We start from the raw sequence: 19,993 nt of genomic DNA on the forward strand, positions 1-19,993 counted from the left end.
ATAGGTGTGCAATTATTAAAATATCTAAGATTTTAGGTGGCCATTGCGACGGGGCCCACCCCTTACCATTCCGAACAGGGAAGTTAAGACCGTTTGCGCCGATGGTACTGCTATACCAAGTGGGAGAGTAGGTAGCCGCCTTTTTCGAGAACCCCTTTACAGAAATGTAAAGGGGTTTTTTTGTGCCATTTTTTTAAAAAATAGCATAATGCATAATCAATTATAGACCTCCAAACCCAACCAAAAATCCTCCGGAGCGTAAATAATACAAGAATATATTAGAAGGTCGTGCTTCACTAGGATTGGGATGGAACATAGCGTTCAGGAAGCCGTTAGCTTGATTAATAGTCCTATATTTATATTTCATTTTAAAATTAAATAATGAAGTATCACATAATCTATTGTCTTGGACTCCTTATAGGTGTAGTAAGCTCTTGTTCTGAACCTACTCAGCAGGCAGAAAAGACTCCTGAACAAAAGCAACTAGTTGTTTTACCTTTTCAAACAGTGGCTTTAAATGATATGGCTGATTTTAAAGAAGGAGAAGGAAATTGGCAGATAGTAGGAGAGGCCTATGTAAATAGGGTACTGGAAAAAACAATTAGTTCAACCGAGGGTTCTGGAGTTTTGATAAACTTACCTGTACAGGGCAAGACAGGAAATCTAGTGACAACATTCTCACACGGCGATATAGAATTTGAATGTGATGTTATGATGCCTGTTAAGTCAAATTCGGGAATTTATTTTCAAAGTAGATATGAGGTCCAACTATTCGATAGTTGGGGTGTAGACTCTCCTCAATATGAGGATATGGGTGGAATTTATCAGCGGTGGGATGAAACTAGGGGAATAAGTAAAGAAGGGTTTGAGGGAGTAGCTCCAAACGTCAACAGTTCCAAATCACCTGGTTTGTGGCAGCATTTAAAGGTTATTTTTCACGCACCAAAATTTGATAGTGCAGGTACTAAGGTGAAGAACGCCTGGTTTGAAGAAGTCATATTAAACGGTGCTGTACTGCATCGAAATGTCGAAGTTTCTGGCCCAACTAGAGCTAGTTTGGAAACTGGAGAAGAATCTAAGGCACCTTTATTGTTTCAAGGAGACCATGGTCCGGTTGCGTTTAAGAACTTGAAGTACAAGCTATACGCAGACAGGAAAGTAGAACTAATAGATGTGAGACTCAAGGAGTATGAAAATACCCTAACCTTGTTTCCTAGTTTGGATAGCTTGGTGCCCATTCGTGCAATTGGCACGGATAGTATTTCCGCAACGATGGCTTCTGGTGAGCGAGCACAGAAGCTATTAAATTATGAGGGAAAACTCAAAATTCCAGAATCGGGAGATTATATTTTCGATTTTAAAATAAACACGGCAGGTGGTGCCTTCCTGATAAACAACGATACTGTGATTTCCATGAACGGAAATTATAGCTTAGATTCTTTACGGGTATCAAAGATTTCGTTGGTAAAAGGAGAAGTTCCGTTTCAATTAATTTATAACAAGCACATTCCATGGACGGTAGGTTTTGGTTTATTTGTGGAAGGTCCAGGCATTCAAAAACATCCCTTACATGCTGTGAGTTCGTTGAACCTTACCACTGAAGGAATAAATCCAGAATATGTAATTAGTATAGATGACGAGCCCATTACACAACGTGGATTTTGGATGCATGAAGGAGGTAAAAGAACTCATTGTATTGCGGTCGGGAGTGCGCGGGGCGTTCATTATTCTTATGATTTGGAAGTAGGTTCCCTACTTCAAGTTTGGAGTGGAGACTTCATGGATGCGACTCAGATGTGGCAGGGTAGAGGAGAAAAACAATTAGCTGTACCAGCAGGATTTATTGTTTCACTTCATGGAGACCCAGAGGTAGCAGATTTGAAGGAGGATACCGCTATCTGGCCTACTATGAATTTAAATAGGAATTATAAACAGTTAGGCTACGAGTTTGATAGTGTTGGATATCCATTTTTTTCTTATCAAATAGAAGGAAGTAAAGTTTCTAATCGGTTTGTTCCTTCAACAGAAAACCGTGGTTTAAAACGGGAAATTATGATAAATGGTGGAAATGAATTGTGGTTTAAAGTAGCTGATGGTTCGGTAATAAAAGAATTACCCGATGGTACTTTTGTGGTTAACAACGAAAGCTACTTTATTGATTTTGAGATTAATAACTTAAATCCTATAATTCGAAAATCTAACGGTCTTGATGAATTGGTGGTAAAAATACCTTCAGGTGAACAGCAACTTAATTACAGCATTATCTGGTAAAAATAAATAAGAAATGAAAAGCACTCATACTATAGTACTGGTAACAATATTTCTTTTTGCATCCCAATTTAGTATTGGTCAGTTGCAATCTGCAATGGCAAAAAAGGAAGCTGAGTTTTACAAGATAGTTAATGTACCCATTCCTGATGACGTATTATTAGAAGTTGGCGGTTTGGCCCTAACTGACAAAGATAAACTTGGGGTGTCTACCAGAAGAGGAGAGGTTTGGTTAATTGATAAACCCTATAGTCAAACTCCGACGTATAAAAAATATGCAAGCGGACTTCACGAGCCGCTAGGCCTTAATTTTAAAGATAATAGTTTTTACTTATCTCAAAGAGGAGAATTGACCCGACTTGAAGATAAAGATGGAGATGACAAGGCGGACGTTTATAAGACCATCTATTCTTGGCCCCTATCAGGAAATTATCATGACTATTCATATGGGCCTAAATTCAAAAAAAACGGGAATATGCTGGTGACTTTGAATCTGTCTTGGATTGGTCATGGTGCAAGTTTGTCTAAATGGAGAGGATGGCTTTTAGAAATTACTCCTGAAGGTGAGATGATGCCAATAGCTACAGGACTACGGTCCCCGTCCGGATTTGAATTAAATGCCGATGAGGAGGTATTCTATACTGAAAATCAAGGTGACTGGGTTGGTTCGGGTAGAATGACCCATTTAGAAAAGGGTGACTTTGCCGGTAACCCTGAAGGTTTAGTTTGGACTGGAGAACCAAACTCTCCTCTAAAATTGAAAATGCAGGATATTGAGGAACAATCTGGTATGAGCTTGTATGAGTATTCAAAGAAAGTGCCAGAACTAAAAGCACCTGCCATTTGGTTTCCACATACTATTCTAGGAATTTCGACTTCTGATATTTTATTTGATACTACTGGTGGAAAATTTGGTCCTTTTGAAGGTCAACTGTTTGTAGGCGATCAAGGCCACAGTAAGGTTATGCGCGTTTATATGGAAAAAATAAATGGGGTTTATCAAGGTGCTGCTTTTAATTTTGTAGAGGGGTTTTCATCTGGAATCCTTCGAATGATTTGGGGAAGCGATACCAGTATGTTTGTTGGTATGACAAGCCGGGGATGGGCTTCAACAGGAAAAGAAAATTATGGACTTCAACGGTTGGTATGGAGTGGGAAAATTCCTTTTGAAATTAAAACGATGAAGGCACAGGATGATGGATTTATATTGGAGTTTACGAAACCAGTAAATAAGGGCATGGCCGAAAACCCGTCTGCCTATCAAGTAACTAGCTTTAACTATAAATATCATAATACGTACGGTAGCCCTATTGTAGACCAACAAAAAGCAATTGTACATACTGTTGAATTAGCTCCTGATGGTCTTTCGGCAAAACTCAAAATTGATGGTATGCGTTTGGGTTTTATTCATCAAATAAAAGCAGCAACTTTGAAGGCGCAGACTGGTGAAAAACTTTTGCATGATACTGGATACTACACCTTAAATGAAGTCCCTGGAGGCGTGTTGAAATCCAAGCCAACCCAGAAAATGGAAGCAGCGAAAGGAGTAGCTCAATATAAACGAACCAACGAAATGCCTTTAACGTGGATCAACGGAGTTGATAGGAAAATAGGAATAGGTACAAAACCAGGATTGAAATATGATGTTACGGAGGTGATTGTGGAGCGCAATCAAAAAATTGAATTAACGTTCAATAATAATGATGATATGCTTCATAATTTGGTGATAACCCAAATTGGCATTGAGTCCGTTAATAAAGTTGGTGATTTGGCCCTAAAATTAGGTCTTGATGGAGCAGATTTGAATTATGTTCCAGATACGGACTTGGTCTTAAATCATACCGGAATTGTACAACCTGGCACGGAAGAAAAAATATATTTTCAAACACCGTCGAAGCCAGGTGAATATTGGATTGTTTGTACATTTCCAGGGCATGCCGCTTCTATGAGGGCGAAATTAATTGTGAAATAAAAAGCCAATGTATTTCGGCCAGTTATCTTTACAATAATGAAATACCTGCAAATTCAGTCGAAAGAAGAGTTGCTTAATACTATTAGCCATGCTATAGGAGTAGTGTTTGCTTTATGTGGTTTTGTATTATTGCTACAGTACGATAATAATAAATCAAATTATTCGGTACTTGGTATTTTACTTTATGGTTTGGGAATGGTTGGTTTGTTCACTGCATCAACTATATATCATGCTGTTCCTAGCGGTAGGTTAAAGGAAAAGTTGCGCATCCTAGACCATATTAGCATTTATTTTTTAATTGCAGGCACATATAGCCCAGTTGCATTGATTCTACTTGAAAAAACGAGCGGATGGATGCTTTTTATAATTGTTTGGACCATTGCGGCTATAGGAACTATTCTGAAATTATTTTTTACAGGAAAATTTGAATTTATATCACTTTTACTGTATGCTATAATGGGCTGGCTTATTATCTTCGATATGGACAACCTTAAAGTAGTCACCAGCGAAAAGGGAATGCAATTTTTGTTTTTAGGAGGGGTTTTTTACACTGTTGGAATTATTTTTTATGCTGTAAAAAAAATACCTTATAATCACTTTATTTGGCATTTGTTTGTTTTGGCGGGTGCTTTTTGCCACTGGTTGTTTATTTTTATAGATGTTGTGTAATACTATTGTTCCCTATGCTGAATTTTCCTAAAATTAAGATCCTACTATATAACAGCAGTTCTTTTATACTACTAAGTATAATGTTGATGTTAACTGCTTGCACCACGTCATATGAAGAAACTATTGTGGCATTGGATACCTATCAAATCGAAGAGGGTTTTAATATAGATTTAGTAGCGGCAGAACCCTTACTTGTAGCTCCTGTAGCGTTGTCATTTGATGATAAAGGAAGGATATGGGTTTCGGAAATGCCAGGTTACATGTCCAATATGGAAGGGAATGGCGAACAGGAGCTTACTGGAAGTATAAAGATATTGGAAGACCGCGATGGTGATGGTATGATGGATCGTACCACTATCTTTTTGGATAGTTTGGTGTTGCCAAGAGCTTTGGCTCATGTGTATGACGGATTATTATATGCAGAACCACCTTATCTCTATTTTACTGAAATAGAAAACGATATTCCCAAAAATCGAGTCGTAGTAGATTCTATGTATGCGGCTGAGGGAAATCCAGAGCATCAGCCAAATGGGTTGGTTATGAATATTGATAATTGGATATATAGCGCTAAATCCAGTTTTAGATACCGGCGAAGTAAAGGGACTTGGATTAAGGAGCCTACAACATTTAGGGGGCAATGGGGTATTTCAAAAGATAATTTTGGTAGACTTTACTATAATAATAATTCTACTCAGTTAGTAGGGGATTACGTATTACCTAATCGGTTAATAAGAAACGAATATTTGGCACCGAAATTTGGGGTTCGTAAAAATTTAACGGATAATCAGCGTGTGTATCCGTTGCAGCCTACGTTGGTAAATAGGGGGTATAGTACAGGTGTACTTGATGGTGACAGTTTATTGGTAAATGTAACCGCAGCTTGCAGTCCTTTGGTATATAGGGGAGGAGATTTACCCTTGGATTATAACCAAAATGTTTTTGTTTGTTTACCTGAAATAAATGCTATCAAACGAAATATTTTAACTTTTCATGGCGATAGTACTTCCGCTAAACAAGCATGGGAAGGGAAGGAATTTTTAGCTTCTATGGATAAGGGTTTCAGACCGGTCAGTTTGGCCAACGGTCCAGATGGTAGTATGTATGTAGTCGATATGCACAGGGGGATTATACAACATACCGCATATTCGAGTCCTTATTATAGGAAAAAGGCAAAAGCGTCACAAATTGATACCTTGGTAAACTACGGAAGAATTCTAAAGATTACAGCGGAATCGACTAAAACAAGCTCTTTTAACACTGATTTACTAAAAGAGAATCTACTAGCTTCATTAAGCCATAGGAACGGCTGGATTAGAGATAGGGCGCAACAAAAGCTTATACAAAACCATACACCCAGTCATATACCATTACTTGAAAATTTGGTCATGGTTGAAGAAAAATCCTTGGCGCAGTTGCATGCGCTCTATGTTTTGGAGGGAACACAGCAACTGAGCTTTGATTTTTTGGTAAAGTCTGCGCTCAGTAGTAACCCACAAGTAGTTACCCATTCCTTGGTTTTGTTGGAAGGGTTTGTTAGTCAGGACAATTCGAAAAATATGTTGCAGTTGTTTACCAAACTTCAAGGTAGAAATGATACCGCCATTAACCTATATTTAGCAAGTATCTTAGGCAGCTGGGCCAAAGTTTCTCAACAAGATTTTTTCCCTTTAATTGCTGGCCTATCTGAAAATAACGATAGTAATCAGATACTTATAGAAGCTTTATTAAGTGGTTTGTCGGGTCAAGAAGAAGCATTATTGGATTATTTGAAGACAACGGATAGTGGTGGAAGTGCTTTTTTGAATGTAAATTTATTGAAGGTAATGGATAACAAGAAGGCCGATAATAAGAATCGGATTTATAAAAGAGCTTTCTTGGCTGAGGATAATCGCACAAAAGGAGCAAAAATCTTCCGTCAAATCTGTGCTTCTTGTCACGGTATTAACGGAGAAGGAATAGAAGGTTTAGCACCACCGTTAATTAAGTCCGAGTACGTTTCAGAACCGGTGGAACGATTGGCGTTAATTCTATTGCATGGACTAAATGGGCCTGTTCATGTAAATGGACAACGATATGAATTCAATCAAGCCATGCCTGGCTTGATAGGTAACGCGGCCTTAACGAACAAGGACATAGCGGATATTATTTCTTATGTAACCAACGCATTTTCCGATAAACCAAAAGGAATAACAGCCAAAAATATACAGGAATTAAGAAGTATGAAGTCCAAAAGCGGCGGAGAATATACCGAAGCAGAACTTTTACAACTTTATTAATTTTCGCAGCCTAGACTTCGGTTTGCGTATAGATAGTTTAAGTTTTAGCTAAAGTCTAAAAAACGACCAAAGACTCCTGTTAAGCGTATTGCCTATTTGAGAATTATAAATAGATTTCTGCGGTAAATTTATTGAGGCTTCCCAATCGGGGAGTCGTCACATTCAAAGTCTCCAACAACATATTGCAAGCCATCTAAGAAAAACTGCAATACTCCGGGTTCTTCCATACTTTGGGCGTTATGTGAAGCGGAGCTGTAGAATACCCTACCCTTACCGTATCTTTTGATCCAAGAAACGTACACCACTTTCTCTTCGGTTTCTTTGTTTAACCCTTCTAATTTGTCTACTTCCATGTATAGTAAAGGCCTGAAATTATACTCGAAATATGCGTTTTTGAAAAAGTAGGGTTCGTCAAAATGACGCAATCCCTTTCCTTTAAAAGCATGGACTAGAGGGTGCTTCTTATCTACTTCTTTTAGGTGGATTTCTTGTTGTTTTGGATGATAATCGAAACTGCCACCAATCATTTGGCTAAAGGGTATTGAATTATTTTGAACGGTAATAGCACCATGTAATATCATAAGCCCACCGCCATTCTTTACATAATCCATCATATTCGCTTCATATTCAGGAGCCATTTTTATTATTTCGGTATCTGAAAGCGATGAGTTTTGTCGTAGTAAATCGGTAAAAAGGTCACGCTCTGGTCCGCTAGGATTGCAGTTATTGAAAACAACGGCGTCATATTTTTGTAAGTTATTTTTTTCAAACTGTTCTATATCATACTTTACATGTACTTCAAATGCGTTGGTTTTTTTACCTACTATTTTTAACATTTCGGAATTATGAGGAATAGCCCAATGGTCAAAACCGGTGGCCTTTGAAAATACAAGAATTTTCTTCTTACCCATATTTTTGATTGTAGTTATAGATGGGGCTAATCGTTCTATTTTGGAGAGCCATTCTTTATCTAATGTAAAAGAATCGTGGCTTTGTGCTGCAATCAATTGAAAGAACACCAAAAAGGTTGCTGTAAAAATAGTTTTCATCTACATGTAATTAAATGATTTTCGCGCTAGTACTAACATTTAAATCGGGTTAAAAAAGTATAATCTTAAAATGATTCGTAAATTAAGACATATTTTTATTTTTAAATTATATTTTGGTGTTGAAAAGGTCTCCCAGTATAAATTCGATTGCCATTTTACTTAGTTTAATAGCTAGTTCTTGTAAAATGGAAAGCACTGAAACAGCTAAACTTAGCGTTCTGTTGAAGGATAGCATACCAGTAGCTATACCCGTTGAATTTAAAGTTAATGAAGGTTTTTCAAACGGATTTACATTACTAAATAATGAGAAGGCTATTCCTTTTCAACTAGACAGTAGCTCAACAACTGCCCATTTTATGCATCATCCGGGCAATGCTGCAGGGTATACTCTAGTAGCTACTGATATAGTAATTAAGACGTCGCCCCATGTAGTTGCCGCCAAAAAAGACGGGACACTTCAATTGGTGTCTGATACTATTCCTTTGGTAAGCTATCGTTACGGTATGACTCACCCGCCAAAAGGTATTGATTCGTTATATAGGAAATCAGGATATATTCATCCTATACTAAGTCCTAAAGGAGATACGTTAACACGTATTCAACCACCAGATCATTATCATCATTATGGATTATGGGCCCCATGGACGCATACCCGAATAGATACAACACTGGTAGATTTTTGGAATTTGGGACAAGGTATGGGCACTGTACTTTTTAAGGAGTTTAAAACGATTAAATCAGGCAATGTGTTCTCCTCTTTTACTGCCGCACAAGAACATATCGACTTAAAAACTCCCGAAGCACCACGAGTTGCAATAAACGAAAATTTGAAGGTTACTTTGTGGAGTTTAGGCCGTGACGACCGCTACATGTTAGATTACGAAAGTGCCTTTAATTCGCCATTAAAAGATGGTATCCTCTTTGAAGCTTATCGCTACGGTGGTGGACTTGGGCTGCGTTTTACAGAACGATGGAAGGCTGATAATTCTTTTGTGCTAACCGCTGAAGGAAAGGACCGGCGGACTGCTGATGGAAGCAATGCACGATGGTGTATCGTTGGCGGAGCATCATCAGATGGTAAGGGTACCAATGGTATTTTGTTCTTGAGTCACCCTGAGAATAGAATGCACCCCGAGCCTATGCGAATCTGGCCAATAGACGCAAATAACGGACGCGGGGATATGTTTTTTGAATTTTGTCCTATCCGTCATAAAGAATGGAAAATTGCCCCGAACCAAGATTATTCGTTGAACTACCGCATGGTAGTCTTCGATGGTGAACTAACTGTCGAAGAAGCAGAAGCCTACTGGCAGGCCTATGCACATCCGCCAGAAGTTAAAATCATTTCAAACTAATAGTAATAAATTTAATATGCAAAGACGAAAATTTATAAACAGAACAGCTTTGGGTACGGCAGCCATGGTCGGTTTTCCAACTATTGTACCCGCGCATGTTTTGGGTAAAGATGCACCTAGTAATAAAATTAACATCGGTCAAATTGGCTGCGGGCGAATTGCCATGAGTCATGATATTGTGGACACTTTGAATTTTGAGCAGGCTAGAATCATGTCGGTATGCGATATTGATTCTATTCGCGCCAAAAAGGCTAAAGTTTTTGTAGATAAGGCGTATCAGGAGAAAACGGGAAAGGCCAAATACATGGATACCAAAATTTACGATGATTACCGCGAAATGCTTTTAAATACAGATATCGATGCTGTTATGATAAGTACTCCGGATCACTGGCATTCACAACCAGCTATGGAAGCCGCACTTGCAGGTAAGGATATTTACCTACAGAAACCGACGTCGCTTACCGTAAGGGAAGGGCAACAGTTACGAAAAGCTGTTCAAGATGCTAATGTGATCTTACAAGTAGGTACACAACAACGTGCAATGCCGCAGTTCCGAGTTGCGGCGGAACTCGTTAGAAATGGAAGAATAGGTAAAGTTCATACAGTAAAAATAGGACTCCCAGGAGATCCTGCCGGTTCCGAAGCGTCTGCAATGCCAATTCCAAGTAATTTAAATTTTGATATGTGGTTGGGTTCTACACCTGAAGTACCCTATACCGAAATTGGAGTGCATCCCCAATCAGATTATAGCAGGCCAGGGTGGTTAAGACAACGAAATTATGGGGCCGGAATGATTACAGGATGGGGCCAACACCATTATGATTCGGCCGCTTGGGGAATGAATACGGAACTCACAGGTCCTATCTCGGTAGAAGCGATTGCCGAGTTCCCAAAATCTGGCTTGTGGAATGTTCATGGAGATTTTATGGTAAAACACGAGTATGATAATGGTATGACCGTTTATACTAGTGGCGGATACACCAATGGTATTCAATACATTGGCGAGGATGGCTGGATCTTTGTCTCCCGTGGATCTTACCAAGCATCCGCATCTGATCCTGTAGATTTAGAAAATAGCGCGAAGTCCTTAAATGCATCTGACCCGAAATTATTGGAGTCTGTCATTGGTGCAGATGAAATTCATTTGGAGAGAATAGACGATCAGCATGGGAATTGGTTGGAGTGCATCAAAACCAGAAAACAACCTATTTCTCCTATAGAGAAGGGTCACAAGGCTTGTGTGACCTGTTTGATTAGCGATATTGCCATGCAGTTTGATAGGAAATTGGAATGGGACAATGATAAAGAATTGTTCGTAAGCGATAGTGAGGCTAATGCTATGTTGCACCGCGAGCAGCGAAAGCCTTATGGAACGGATTATGTAACACGCTAACCGGTGAAGGGGGAAGCTATAATAGAGCTAAAGGGAAAACAATGCGAAGTATCATATCATCATACCGTTAATGAAATATAACATAGCAATTCTATCATTTCTCTTATGCTCGTCTTGCGGGGAGCAAAAGTCCGAATCAAAATTCGAGAGGAAAGAAGCATATAAAAAAGTGAAATTAATGGTCTTGGACCCAGGCCATTTTCATGCGGCACTAGTTCAAAAAACGATGTACCCTCAGGTTGATTCGACCATTTATCTCTATGCGCCCGAAGGGCCAGAGGTTCAGGATTTTTTAAGTAAGATTGAATCTTACAATACACAGGAAGAAGCTCCTACGCAATGGAGGATTGAAAAAAACTTTACCGATGACTACCTAAACAAAATGATTGCCGACAAACCGGGTAATGTTATGGTAGTAGCCGGAAAGAACTCTAAGAAAATAGATTATGTTTTAGAAGCGGTCAAGGCCGGTCTAAACGTCTATGCTGATAAGCCATTAATCATAAATACCGAAGGATTTGAAAAGTTAAAAAAAGCCTTTGAAATTGCGAAGAAAAATGATGTTCTGATTTACGATATTATGACCGAGCGTTTTGAGTCAACGACCATGATGCAGAAATTATTTTCCACGTTACCATCGGTTTTTGGGGAACTTGTGGACGGTACTATTGAAGAACCCGCCATTAGCAAAGAAAGTGTACATCATTTTTTTAAACAGGTATCAGGGTCACCATTGGTGCGTCCTGCTTGGTTTTTTGATGTGAACGAAGAAGGGGACGGTATTGTTGATGTGACCACCCATTTGGTAGATTTGGTACAATGGGAAGCATTTCCTGATCAAATAATTGATTCTATCGATATAGAAATGCTCAAAGCAAAACGCTGGCCTACCGTGTTGCCCTTGGAAGCGTTTACGAAGGTGACCAAACAAGAGTCATTTCCCTATTATTTACAAAAGGATTTGATTGATGGAAAGCTGCACACCTATGCTAATGGAGAAATGAACTATACTATAAAGGGAAAACATGCGAAGGTCTCCGTACTATGGAATTATGAGGCACCGCAAGGTACAGGTGATACGCATTACAGTATTATGCGTGGTACAAAGAGTAATTTGATTATAAAGCAGGGCGCAACTGAGAATTTCAAATCCGTACTTTATATCGAATCAAAAGGGAGCTCCGATTTTGAGAGTATTTTAAATCGTGTTGTTACGAACGAAATCACAAAAGGATTTCCAGGTACTACCGTGGAAAAAATGGGGGATAATACATGGAAAATTAATATTCCAGAGAAATTCAAGATTGGACACGAAGCACATTTTGCCCAAGTCACAGAAAATTATTTAAACTTTTTGGAAGTAGGAAAACTACCTAATTGGGAAATTCCGAATATGATTACTAAATATTACACAACTATAGCCGCATATAAAATGGCAAAACAAGACTAAATGAGCGAATTACTTTCCCTTAAAAACAAACACTACGCCCTTTCGGGTGGCACCGGTACCCTAGGAGGTTCCATTGCCAAATATCTAGTTGAAAACGGAGCTAACGTACTTTTAATGGGCAGGTCGCTTGATAAATTGCAGGCGAAGCAAAAAGAACTGAATGCGTTCTCAGAGAATAGTGCCTTTATTTTTAAGGTCGATGTCTTAAATGAAGAAGCACTGCACCAGTTAAAAAACACTATAGAAAAGGAGTTTGAGTGCCTTGACGGGCTGGTAAACTTAGCTGGGGGCAACCTTCCTGGTGCTACCTTGACTCCCAATCAGACTATACATGACATTCCACTTGATGACACGAGAGAAGTGGTCGATATTAATTTGTTTGGTACGGTACTGCCGAGTATTGTTCTTAGTAAGCTTATGGTAAAACAAGGGCATGGGTCTATAATCAATATTTCTTCAATGGCATCGAAACAAAGTATATCCAGAGTTTTAGGCTATTCTATGGCAAAGGCAGGAATCGATATTTTTACCAAGTGGATGGCTCAGGAACTGGCTTCAAAACATGGCGATAAGATTAGGGTCAACGCCATTGCCCCAGGTTTTTTTATCGGAAACCAAAACCGGAAATTATTGACGAATGAAGATGGTTCTTTTACGGATAGGGCGAATAGTATCATCAAAAATACCCCAATGGGCCGTTTTGGAGATATTTCTGAGCTCAATGGTACGGTACATTATTTGCTAAGTGATGCTTCTAGTTTTGTTACCGGAAGTATTTTTGATGTTGATGGTGGATTTAGTTCCTTTTCAGGGGTGTAGCCTATGAAGTATCTAAAGAAAACATTTCGATGGTTTGGACCTTCTTTTGGGGTTAGTTTAGATGAGATTAAACAGATTGGGGCAGAAGGAATTGTTGCCGCATGTCAAGAAATTCCTGTTGGCGATGTTTGGCCCTTGGAAAACATAGTAGCTCTTAAAAAGGAAATCGAGTCACGAGGGTTGGAATGGTCGTTGGTGGAAAGTGTCAATATTCATACGTCTATTAAATACGGTCTACCCGAAAGGGATGCCCACATCGCGAATTATATTCAAACCTTAAAGAATCTTGCGGAAATCGGGATATTTACAGTCTGCTATAATTTTATGCAGTTGATTGATTGGACACGTACGGACTTGGATTATATCTTACCTACAGGAGCTTCTGCATTGCGATATAATCCCATTGCGGCGGCGGCATTTGACCTTTTTATATTAAAACGTGAAAATGCCAAAGTATCCTATACCAATGAGCACTATTGCGAAGCAAGCGATTATTTTAACGGACTCTCTACCATCCAAAGAAAAAAACTGGAGGAAGCGATTTTGGCAGGTATGCCGGGTTCCCGAGCGTTAATTGCTTTGGATGATTTCAAAATAAATCACGCTACCGTATTAAAAATTAGTAAAGAAAAACTACAAGAGAATCTGGCCTATTTTCTAAAAGCTATTATTCCCGAAGCAGAAAAAATAGGGATACGGATGGCCATCCACCCGGACGACCCTCCCTTTTCGGTTTTTGGGGTGCCACGAATTGTTTCCAATTATGAGGATATTAAATTTTTGTTGGAGTGCTGCCCATCTCCAAGTAACGGACTCACGTTTTGTTCAGGGTCTTTAGGGGCATCGGCAGACAATGATTTGGTTAAAATAATCGAAGACTTTGGAAATAGAATCCATTTTATTCATTTAAGGAATGTATCTCGACAAGGAGATGGTAGCTTTTATGAAGCGGACCATCTAAGTGGTTCCGTAGCTATGGAAAAACTAATGAAGGCTATTGTAAAGGAGCAGGTAAAGAGAAAGCAAAATGGCTTGGGAATTGTCGACATTCCCATGAGACCAGACCACGGTCATATCTTGTTAGATGACAAAAAACGGCACAATGATTTTTATTCGGGCTATTCCTTAATTGGAAGGGCTTTAGGTCTAGCGCAATTGACCGGATTGGAAAGAGGTATTAGGGAAGGGTTAGCATTGTAAATTGATTTTAGTAGCCGCCTAAGTTAAAATCAATTCTTTATCAGTCTTTTCTATCGATTACGAATTGCCAAAGGTTCTCTTTATTTTAAAATATCCTCATACTCTGTAAAAAAGGCTTCTAATTGAGACATTTTTTCATAGAAAAATACCATAGTCTGCTGCCATGTATTTTTATTATGAATGGATACCTCTTGTATTTCGACATATACCCTAGAAATTTCTTTCTGGTTTTCCAGGAAATATTCATCTTCAAAATGAGCATGGGGAAGGTAGTCGTTTATAAGTATCGATTTTAGGGAAACTACTTTCTCCCAACTATCGATGCGCTGTTGTAAGTCGCCATCAATATCCATAGCTACAATAGCTTTTTTTAAATCGAAATGAAATTTTAAATTAATTTCTTTAACACCTGTTTTGTACAAGAGCCACTTTCTAGGATATGACTTTCTAAAGGCAATCCAAAATTCCTCTTTTAATTTTCGTGATTCGGCTTTACTGAACATTTATAAAAAATAAGCGATTACAATTCCCAAAATAATAACTACTAATTTCCTAAGATTAAACTTGTGGCCTTCCGAACTTTCAAAGAGAATTACTGTAGAAATATGAAGAAATACACCAATTACCAAAGCATTCAACGGAATAATGTACTCTGAAATGGATTGTACGTTTGCTGCTATAAAAGTGCCTAAAGGCGTCATTGCTGAAAAGAATAGGATAAAGAGTATAGCGTATACTGGTTTTAATTTAGAACCTAATAAAAAAATACTGAGGATAATAGCAATAGGTATTTTATGGATAAGAATACCGTATACAATCGTATGGTTACTATGTATCGGAAGACCTTCTAATAAGGAGTGGAGCGAAAGACTTGCAAACAGGAGCCAAGGGAAGTCGGTAGTTGTATCGGATAGGTGTACATGACCATGTTCAGCACCCTTAGAAAAGAATTCTAAAAAGATTTGTAAAAGAATCCCACACATAATATAAACCCCAATAGTTTTAGTATCGGATGCTGAATACACTTGCGGTAAGAGTTCAAAAATAGTAAGTGCCAATAAAAAGGCACCGCTAAAGGCGAGTAGTAACTTAAAATGCTCTTTTTTCTTCGGTTTAGCAGTGTAAACAAAAGCAAAACTTAAAAGTACCCCAAGAATAGGGAGAATGTAGTTCATGTATGTGATGGTTAAGCTTTTTTAACCGAAGTGGTCAACTAGCTACTTCTGCATCAAAATTAGCGTATTTTTGCGGTATGTTAAAAAGAGGATATGGGGAATAATTTTAAAATGGTAGCCAAAACGCTTTTTGGCTTTGAGGAAATACTGGCAAAGGAACTAAGAAACCTAGGAGCAAGTAATGTTATAGAGGGTACAAGGAACGTTGCGTTTGAAGGCGATACTGGTTTTATGTATAAGGCTAATCTGTGTTTGAGAACTGCAATTAAGATTATTAAACCCATCAACTCTTTTCAGGTACGTGACGAAAAGGACTTATATCGAAAAATCTATCGGATGGACTGGACGGAATATCTGTCTATAGAAGATACATTTGCCATTGACTCTACCGTTAATTCTGAAGAATTCACCCATTCTTTGTATGTGTCTCAGAAGACAAAAGATGCCATTGTAGATAAGTTCAGGGAAACGGACGGTGACCGACCTAACGTTGACGTAAAGCATCCGGATTTAAGAATTAATATTCACATACATAATAATACCTGTAATGTTTCTTTGGACAGTTCTGGAAGTTCGCTGCACCACAGAGGGTATCGCATATCTACCAATATTGCCCCAATCAACGAGGTGTTGGCTGCGGGGCTTTTGCTATTAAGTGGTTGGGATGGACAATGTGATTTTCTTGACCCCATGTGTGGGAGTGGAACCATGCTTACAGAAGCAGCTATGATTGCTTGTAATATACCAGCAAATATAAATAGGAAGGGATTTGCTTTTGAAAAGTGGCCTGATTTTGATGAACAGCTATATGAGAAGATTGTAGATTCTAGTCTCAAGAAGACGAGAGAATTTCATCATCAGATAACTGGTTTCGATAAAGCTCCTTCCGCCATAAGAAAAGCACAGGAAAATATAGAAAATGCTAACTTAGACGAGTACATTACCCTCAAAAGAGAGAATTTTTTCAAGACTAAAAAACAAAATGAGAAGCTGTTGCATATGTGTTTTAATCCGCCATACGGGGAACGACTGGACAGGTCCGATTTAGATTCTGACTTTGATGTTGAAGAATTTTATTCGGATATTGGCGATACGCTGAAACAGTCCTATCCAGGAACCAATGCGTGGTTCATTACTTCCAATTTACAGGCTTTAAAGTTTGTTGGGCTCAGACCTTCAAGAAAAATAAAAGTATTTAATAGTCATCTAGAATCTAGACTTGTGCAGTATGTTATGTACGAGGGTAGCAAAAAAGCAAAATACAACAAGGAGGCGTAATTATGAAACTACAGCATAAGGCATTATTTTTTAATTTTTTAGGATTTGCAGTACTGTTCTTAATCTTTAGGTTTGGGGTTGGTTATTTTATAGAGGTGCCACGCTTATATTTAGCGATAGGTGCTGCCATATTTGCAACGGTATTAGCCCCTAAATTTGCTATAGTACGTGATTCAGGTAATGAAAAATTGATGATGAAATCGATTTTTATGAAATCTCCTAAAGAGGTATAGTTTACTATTTTATTTGGTCCTCCTCGGTTACTTTCTTAATCTTATTTTTCTTCTTGTAAAGGGGTAAGAAATAAGAAATAGAGTAGTTGTAACCTACTCCAAATTTACTATCCCATGTTACTTTATTGAAGCCTGGTACATACAAGAGAGGAAACCGACCTTCATTAGCATCGGTAAAGAGAAACCCTAGGCGTATGCTAGCTCCTAAATATATGTTTGGCAATAATTCTACTTTTGTTCCTAAAATAGCTTCGATCCAAGATGCATTACGCCCGCTAAATTCTTCCGGTGTTTCAGAGTCCGTAGCAAAGTCTTCGGGGTTCCAATACCGATTAGTGTCAAATATTTGGTAGTTGTTTATCGTGTTGCTAAACGTACTAAACCCTAATCGCGCTCCGTAGAAAATAAGGTTTCGCTCTCCATACCAATTGGCATAGGTATTTCTGTCTATCCCAACTTTAATATAACTTCCAGAAGTATTGAATTCGTAGAGGTCTTCCTGCTTAGTTTTATCCTCATTACCCAATTCAGCCGCTAAATAAAGGTCTTGAGTAAGCCGATAATCTGCAACAAGTTCCAGACCCGTATAGTTGTCGTCCAAGGAAGATATGATTATTCTACTAAGGTCGAATCCTACTCTAATTCCGTATGATTGTTGATAAATTATCGTATCCTTAGGCTGTGTATCTATAGGTTTACCTTGGGCAAACACCGTAACCATACTCAGCACCAAAGTAAGACTAATGAAATATTTTAACATGGGTAGAATCTGAGTTAATGATTTCTGTTCGCATTATTTCTATGTCCTGAATCCAATTGTCTGTATCTGTTTGGAATACCCCATTTAGCTCTTCATAATTTATGATAAATCCACAAGCACGCGATTTAAAGTCTTCCAATCTGGCATAATTGAAGCTTACTGTGTCAATATTTCCAATTTCCAAACCATCATCATTACTGGCTGAATTTGCTATCAGTAAGAAACCAGTAGTATCTGCTGCAGTTTTAAGGGGAATAATAATCTTGTTTAAATTAGTTCTATCCGTAACCGTATTTACCGTAACTGTTTGTCCCTCGCCTACCACTCTTAATGTTGTTACATTTTTTAGGTCATCCCTATTACTGATATCAAAAAATTCGATTACCATGAGCGGTGTGTTGCCTTCCACACAGATGTCGTCCTTTTCACATGAAGCTACTGTTAAGAGGTAAAGGAATATTAAAATACTAAATCCAAAATTTTTCATCTATATAAAATCTTACAAGGTGTTTGTGTTAGAAAAAAACTGGATATATACCATTTTTTAGTTATTGTCTAATATAGATTTCTTCTCTAAAAGTACAACATTTTCAACATGATGTGTTTGTGGGAACATATCTACCGGCTGCACTTTGGTTACATTATATAGTTCCTTCATTAGTTCTAAGTCCCTTGCTTGGGTAGCGCTATTGCAGCTTACGTAAACTACTTTTTGCGGCGCAATGTTAAGTATTTGCTGCACAACGTTTTTATGCATTCCATCTCTTGGAGGATCGGTAATAATGATATCAGGAATACCATGCTCAGAAATAAACTGCTCGTTAAATATATTTTTCATGTCTCCAACAAAGAAATCAACATTGGAAATCTCGTTGTTATCGGCATTTGATTTTGCATCTAGTATGGCTTCTGGAACCGATTCTATTCCAATTACTTTCTTAGCATTTTTAGCAACGAATTGTGCAATGGTACCCGTTCCGGTATATAAATCATATATCAGTTCGTTACCAGTTAATCCTGCAAAATCACGTGTAATTTTATAAAGTTCGTATGCCTGTTCTGAATTGGTTTGATAAAAAGATTTGGCATTGATTTTAAATTTCAGTCCTTCCATCTCTTCAAAAATATGGTCACGACCAGCAAAACATAGGACATCTTGATCGTAAATGGTATCGTTCTGTTTTGGATTGATAACATAGAGCAATGCCGTTATTTCTGGAAAAGTATTTTTCAGGTGTTCTAATAGTAAGACTCTTTTGGACGCATCATTTTCATAGAACTGGACTAGCACCATGATTTCCCCTATAGACGAGGTACGAATCATGAGCGTACGGAGCATTCCATACTGATTTCTAGGATTAAAGAAGGTGATATCGTTTTTGGTCGCGAAGTCTTTGGTCTCCAATCGTATAGCGTTGGAAGGGTCTGCCTGTAGATGACATTTATTTATATCTAAGATTTTGTCCCACATTCCGGGAATATGAAAACCTAGAGCATTCTTATCCGTTATTTGAGTATCGGATTGGATTTCCTCCAAGGTCAGCCACCGACTATTGGAAAATGAAAATTCCATCTTATTCCTATAAAAGTATTGTTTTTTAGAACCTTTTATTGGTGTGATTTCTGGTAGCTCTAAATGACCAATACGTCTAAGATTGTTGGCTACTTCTTTTTGTTTGTAGAACAGTTGGTGTTCATAGCCCATATCTTGCCATTTACATCCGCCACAGACACCAAAATGTTCACATTCGGGAGTTGTGCGTTTATCGGATAGCGAATGAAATTGGGTAGCGATACCCTCAAAGTATGCTTTTCGTTTTTTGGTGGTCTGTACGTCCACGATATCTCCCGGAACAGTATTGGTTAAGAAAATTACCCTACCGTCTGGTGCTTTCCCAATGGTTTTTCCTTTTGCCCCTGCATCTACTACCGCTACATTTTCAAAAACCTGTCGTTTGTTCTTTTTTCGCATAACACAAAAATAGGAATTGCTTTGTTTTAATTAGGATAACTTTAAAGGGAATAATAATTATTTAAGTAAAATGGACCTTTTAGAACTTATCTGGTCTATTACATAGAAGTAGGATCAATCGAGA

The 19,993-nt window shown here is 38.2% G+C and carries 17 protein-coding genes and 1 rRNA gene; 12 read left to right on the forward strand and 6 right to left on the reverse strand.

The annotated features are described in order from the left end of the window. Window positions 1-32 precede the first annotated feature (32 nt). From rrf to Q360_RS0113465, 5 genes are all read left to right on the forward strand, one after another. Window positions 33-144 (forward strand): 5S ribosomal RNA (gene rrf, locus Q360_RS0113445). A 237-nt stretch (window positions 145-381) separates the two neighbouring features. Further along, the gene (locus Q360_RS0113450) at window positions 382-2,271 is read left to right on the forward strand and encodes a family 16 glycoside hydrolase (protein WP_027077557.1); all 1,890 of its coding nucleotides are present in this window, start codon (window positions 382-384) and stop codon (window positions 2,269-2,271) included. Window positions 2,272-2,284: 13 nt separating this feature from the next. Further along, window positions 2,285-4,240 (forward strand): plastocyanin/azurin family copper-binding protein, encoded by a 1,956-nt coding sequence (locus tag Q360_RS0113455; RefSeq protein ID WP_027077558.1) that lies wholly within the window; start codon window positions 2,285-2,287, stop codon window positions 4,238-4,240. 36 nt (window positions 4,241-4,276) lie between these two features. Further along, window positions 4,277-4,909 carry a PAQR family membrane homeostasis protein TrhA gene (gene trhA / locus Q360_RS0113460; protein ID WP_084273442.1) on the forward strand — a complete coding sequence of 211 codons (633 nt, stop codon included), beginning with the start codon at window positions 4,277-4,279 and terminating at the stop codon, window positions 4,907-4,909. An 86-nt stretch (window positions 4,910-4,995) separates the two neighbouring features. Next, a complete protein-coding gene (locus tag Q360_RS0113465; RefSeq protein ID WP_245603264.1) occupies window positions 4,996-7,185 on the forward strand; it encodes a DUF7133 domain-containing protein in 2,190 nt (729 codons plus the stop codon). 128 nt (window positions 7,186-7,313) lie between these two features. Here Q360_RS0113465 and Q360_RS0113470 read toward each other — a convergent pair whose 3' ends face one another. After that, window positions 7,314-8,234: a ThuA domain-containing protein gene (locus Q360_RS0113470; RefSeq protein WP_027077561.1), complete on the reverse strand. Its 921-nt coding sequence runs from the start codon at window positions 8,232-8,234 to the stop codon at window positions 7,314-7,316. Between the two features lie 185 nt (window positions 8,235-8,419). Between Q360_RS0113470 and Q360_RS23310 the strand changes: the two genes are divergently transcribed. The 5 genes from Q360_RS23310 to uxuA all read left to right on the forward strand — a co-directional run bounded on the left by Q360_RS23310 (window position 8,420) and on the right by uxuA (window position 14,451). Further along, a complete protein-coding gene (locus Q360_RS23310; protein ID WP_051554724.1) occupies window positions 8,420-9,589 on the forward strand; it encodes a DUF6807 domain-containing protein in 1,170 nt (389 codons plus the stop codon). 16 nt (window positions 9,590-9,605) lie between these two features. Next, on the forward strand, window positions 9,606-10,982 hold the full coding sequence (locus tag Q360_RS0113480) for a Gfo/Idh/MocA family protein (RefSeq protein WP_027077562.1): 1,377 nt from the start codon (window positions 9,606-9,608) through the stop codon (window positions 10,980-10,982). A gap of 70 nt (window positions 10,983-11,052) precedes the next feature. Continuing rightward, window positions 11,053-12,432 (forward strand): putative oxidoreductase C-terminal domain-containing protein, encoded by a 1,380-nt coding sequence (locus Q360_RS0113485; protein ID WP_027077563.1) that lies wholly within the window; start codon window positions 11,053-11,055, stop codon window positions 12,430-12,432. After that, complete coding sequence (locus Q360_RS0113490) at window positions 12,433-13,251, forward strand: SDR family oxidoreductase (protein WP_027077564.1); 819 nt, start codon at window positions 12,433-12,435, stop codon at window positions 13,249-13,251. A 3-nt stretch (window positions 13,252-13,254) separates the two neighbouring features. Further along, window positions 13,255-14,451 (forward strand): mannonate dehydratase, encoded by a 1,197-nt coding sequence (gene uxuA, locus Q360_RS0113495; protein ID WP_027077565.1) that lies wholly within the window; start codon window positions 13,255-13,257, stop codon window positions 14,449-14,451. Window positions 14,452-14,531: 80 nt separating this feature from the next. Here uxuA and Q360_RS0113500 read toward each other — a convergent pair whose 3' ends face one another. Together Q360_RS0113500 and Q360_RS0113505 are read right to left on the reverse strand one after the other, a co-directional pair. Next, complete coding sequence (locus Q360_RS0113500) at window positions 14,532-14,954, reverse strand: DUF4268 domain-containing protein (RefSeq protein WP_027077566.1); 423 nt, start codon at window positions 14,952-14,954, stop codon at window positions 14,532-14,534. Further along, the gene (locus Q360_RS0113505; protein ID WP_027077567.1) at window positions 14,955-15,626 is read right to left on the reverse strand and encodes a ZIP family metal transporter; all 672 of its coding nucleotides are present in this window, start codon (window positions 15,624-15,626) and stop codon (window positions 14,955-14,957) included. Between the two features lie 93 nt (window positions 15,627-15,719). Here Q360_RS0113505 and Q360_RS0113510 point away from each other — a divergent pair, with 93 nt between their 5' ends. Both Q360_RS0113510 and Q360_RS0113515 read left to right on the forward strand, forming a co-directional pair. Continuing rightward, a complete protein-coding gene (locus Q360_RS0113510) occupies window positions 15,720-16,904 on the forward strand; it encodes a THUMP domain-containing class I SAM-dependent RNA methyltransferase (protein WP_027077568.1) in 1,185 nt (394 codons plus the stop codon). A gap of 2 nt (window positions 16,905-16,906) precedes the next feature. Beyond that, on the forward strand, window positions 16,907-17,137 hold the full coding sequence (locus Q360_RS0113515) for a hypothetical protein (RefSeq protein WP_027077569.1): 231 nt from the start codon (window positions 16,907-16,909) through the stop codon (window positions 17,135-17,137). 4 nt (window positions 17,138-17,141) lie between these two features. On the opposite strand, the gene Q360_RS0113520 is transcribed toward Q360_RS0113515, so the two are convergent. The 3 genes from Q360_RS0113520 to rlmD are packed head-to-tail and all read right to left on the reverse strand — an operon-like array spanning window position 17,142 to window position 19,869. Further along, window positions 17,142-17,897: a DUF6048 family protein gene (locus tag Q360_RS0113520; protein ID WP_027077570.1), complete on the reverse strand. Its 756-nt coding sequence runs from the start codon at window positions 17,895-17,897 to the stop codon at window positions 17,142-17,144. After that, complete coding sequence (locus tag Q360_RS0113525) at window positions 17,878-18,384, reverse strand: DUF6452 family protein (RefSeq protein ID WP_027077571.1); 507 nt, start codon at window positions 18,382-18,384, stop codon at window positions 17,878-17,880. The genes Q360_RS0113520 and Q360_RS0113525 overlap by 20 nt, the downstream gene beginning before the upstream one ends. Before the next feature lie 57 nt (window positions 18,385-18,441). After that, on the reverse strand, window positions 18,442-19,869 hold the full coding sequence (rlmD, locus tag Q360_RS0113530; protein ID WP_027077572.1) for a 23S rRNA (uracil(1939)-C(5))-methyltransferase RlmD: 1,428 nt from the start codon (window positions 19,867-19,869) through the stop codon (window positions 18,442-18,444). Window positions 19,870-19,993 lie beyond the last annotated feature (124 nt).

Origin of the sequence: Maribacter antarcticus DSM 21422 (assembly GCF_000621125.1) — a bacterium.
GTDB classification, from domain to species: Bacteria; Bacteroidota; Bacteroidia; order Flavobacteriales; family Flavobacteriaceae; genus Maribacter; species Maribacter antarcticus.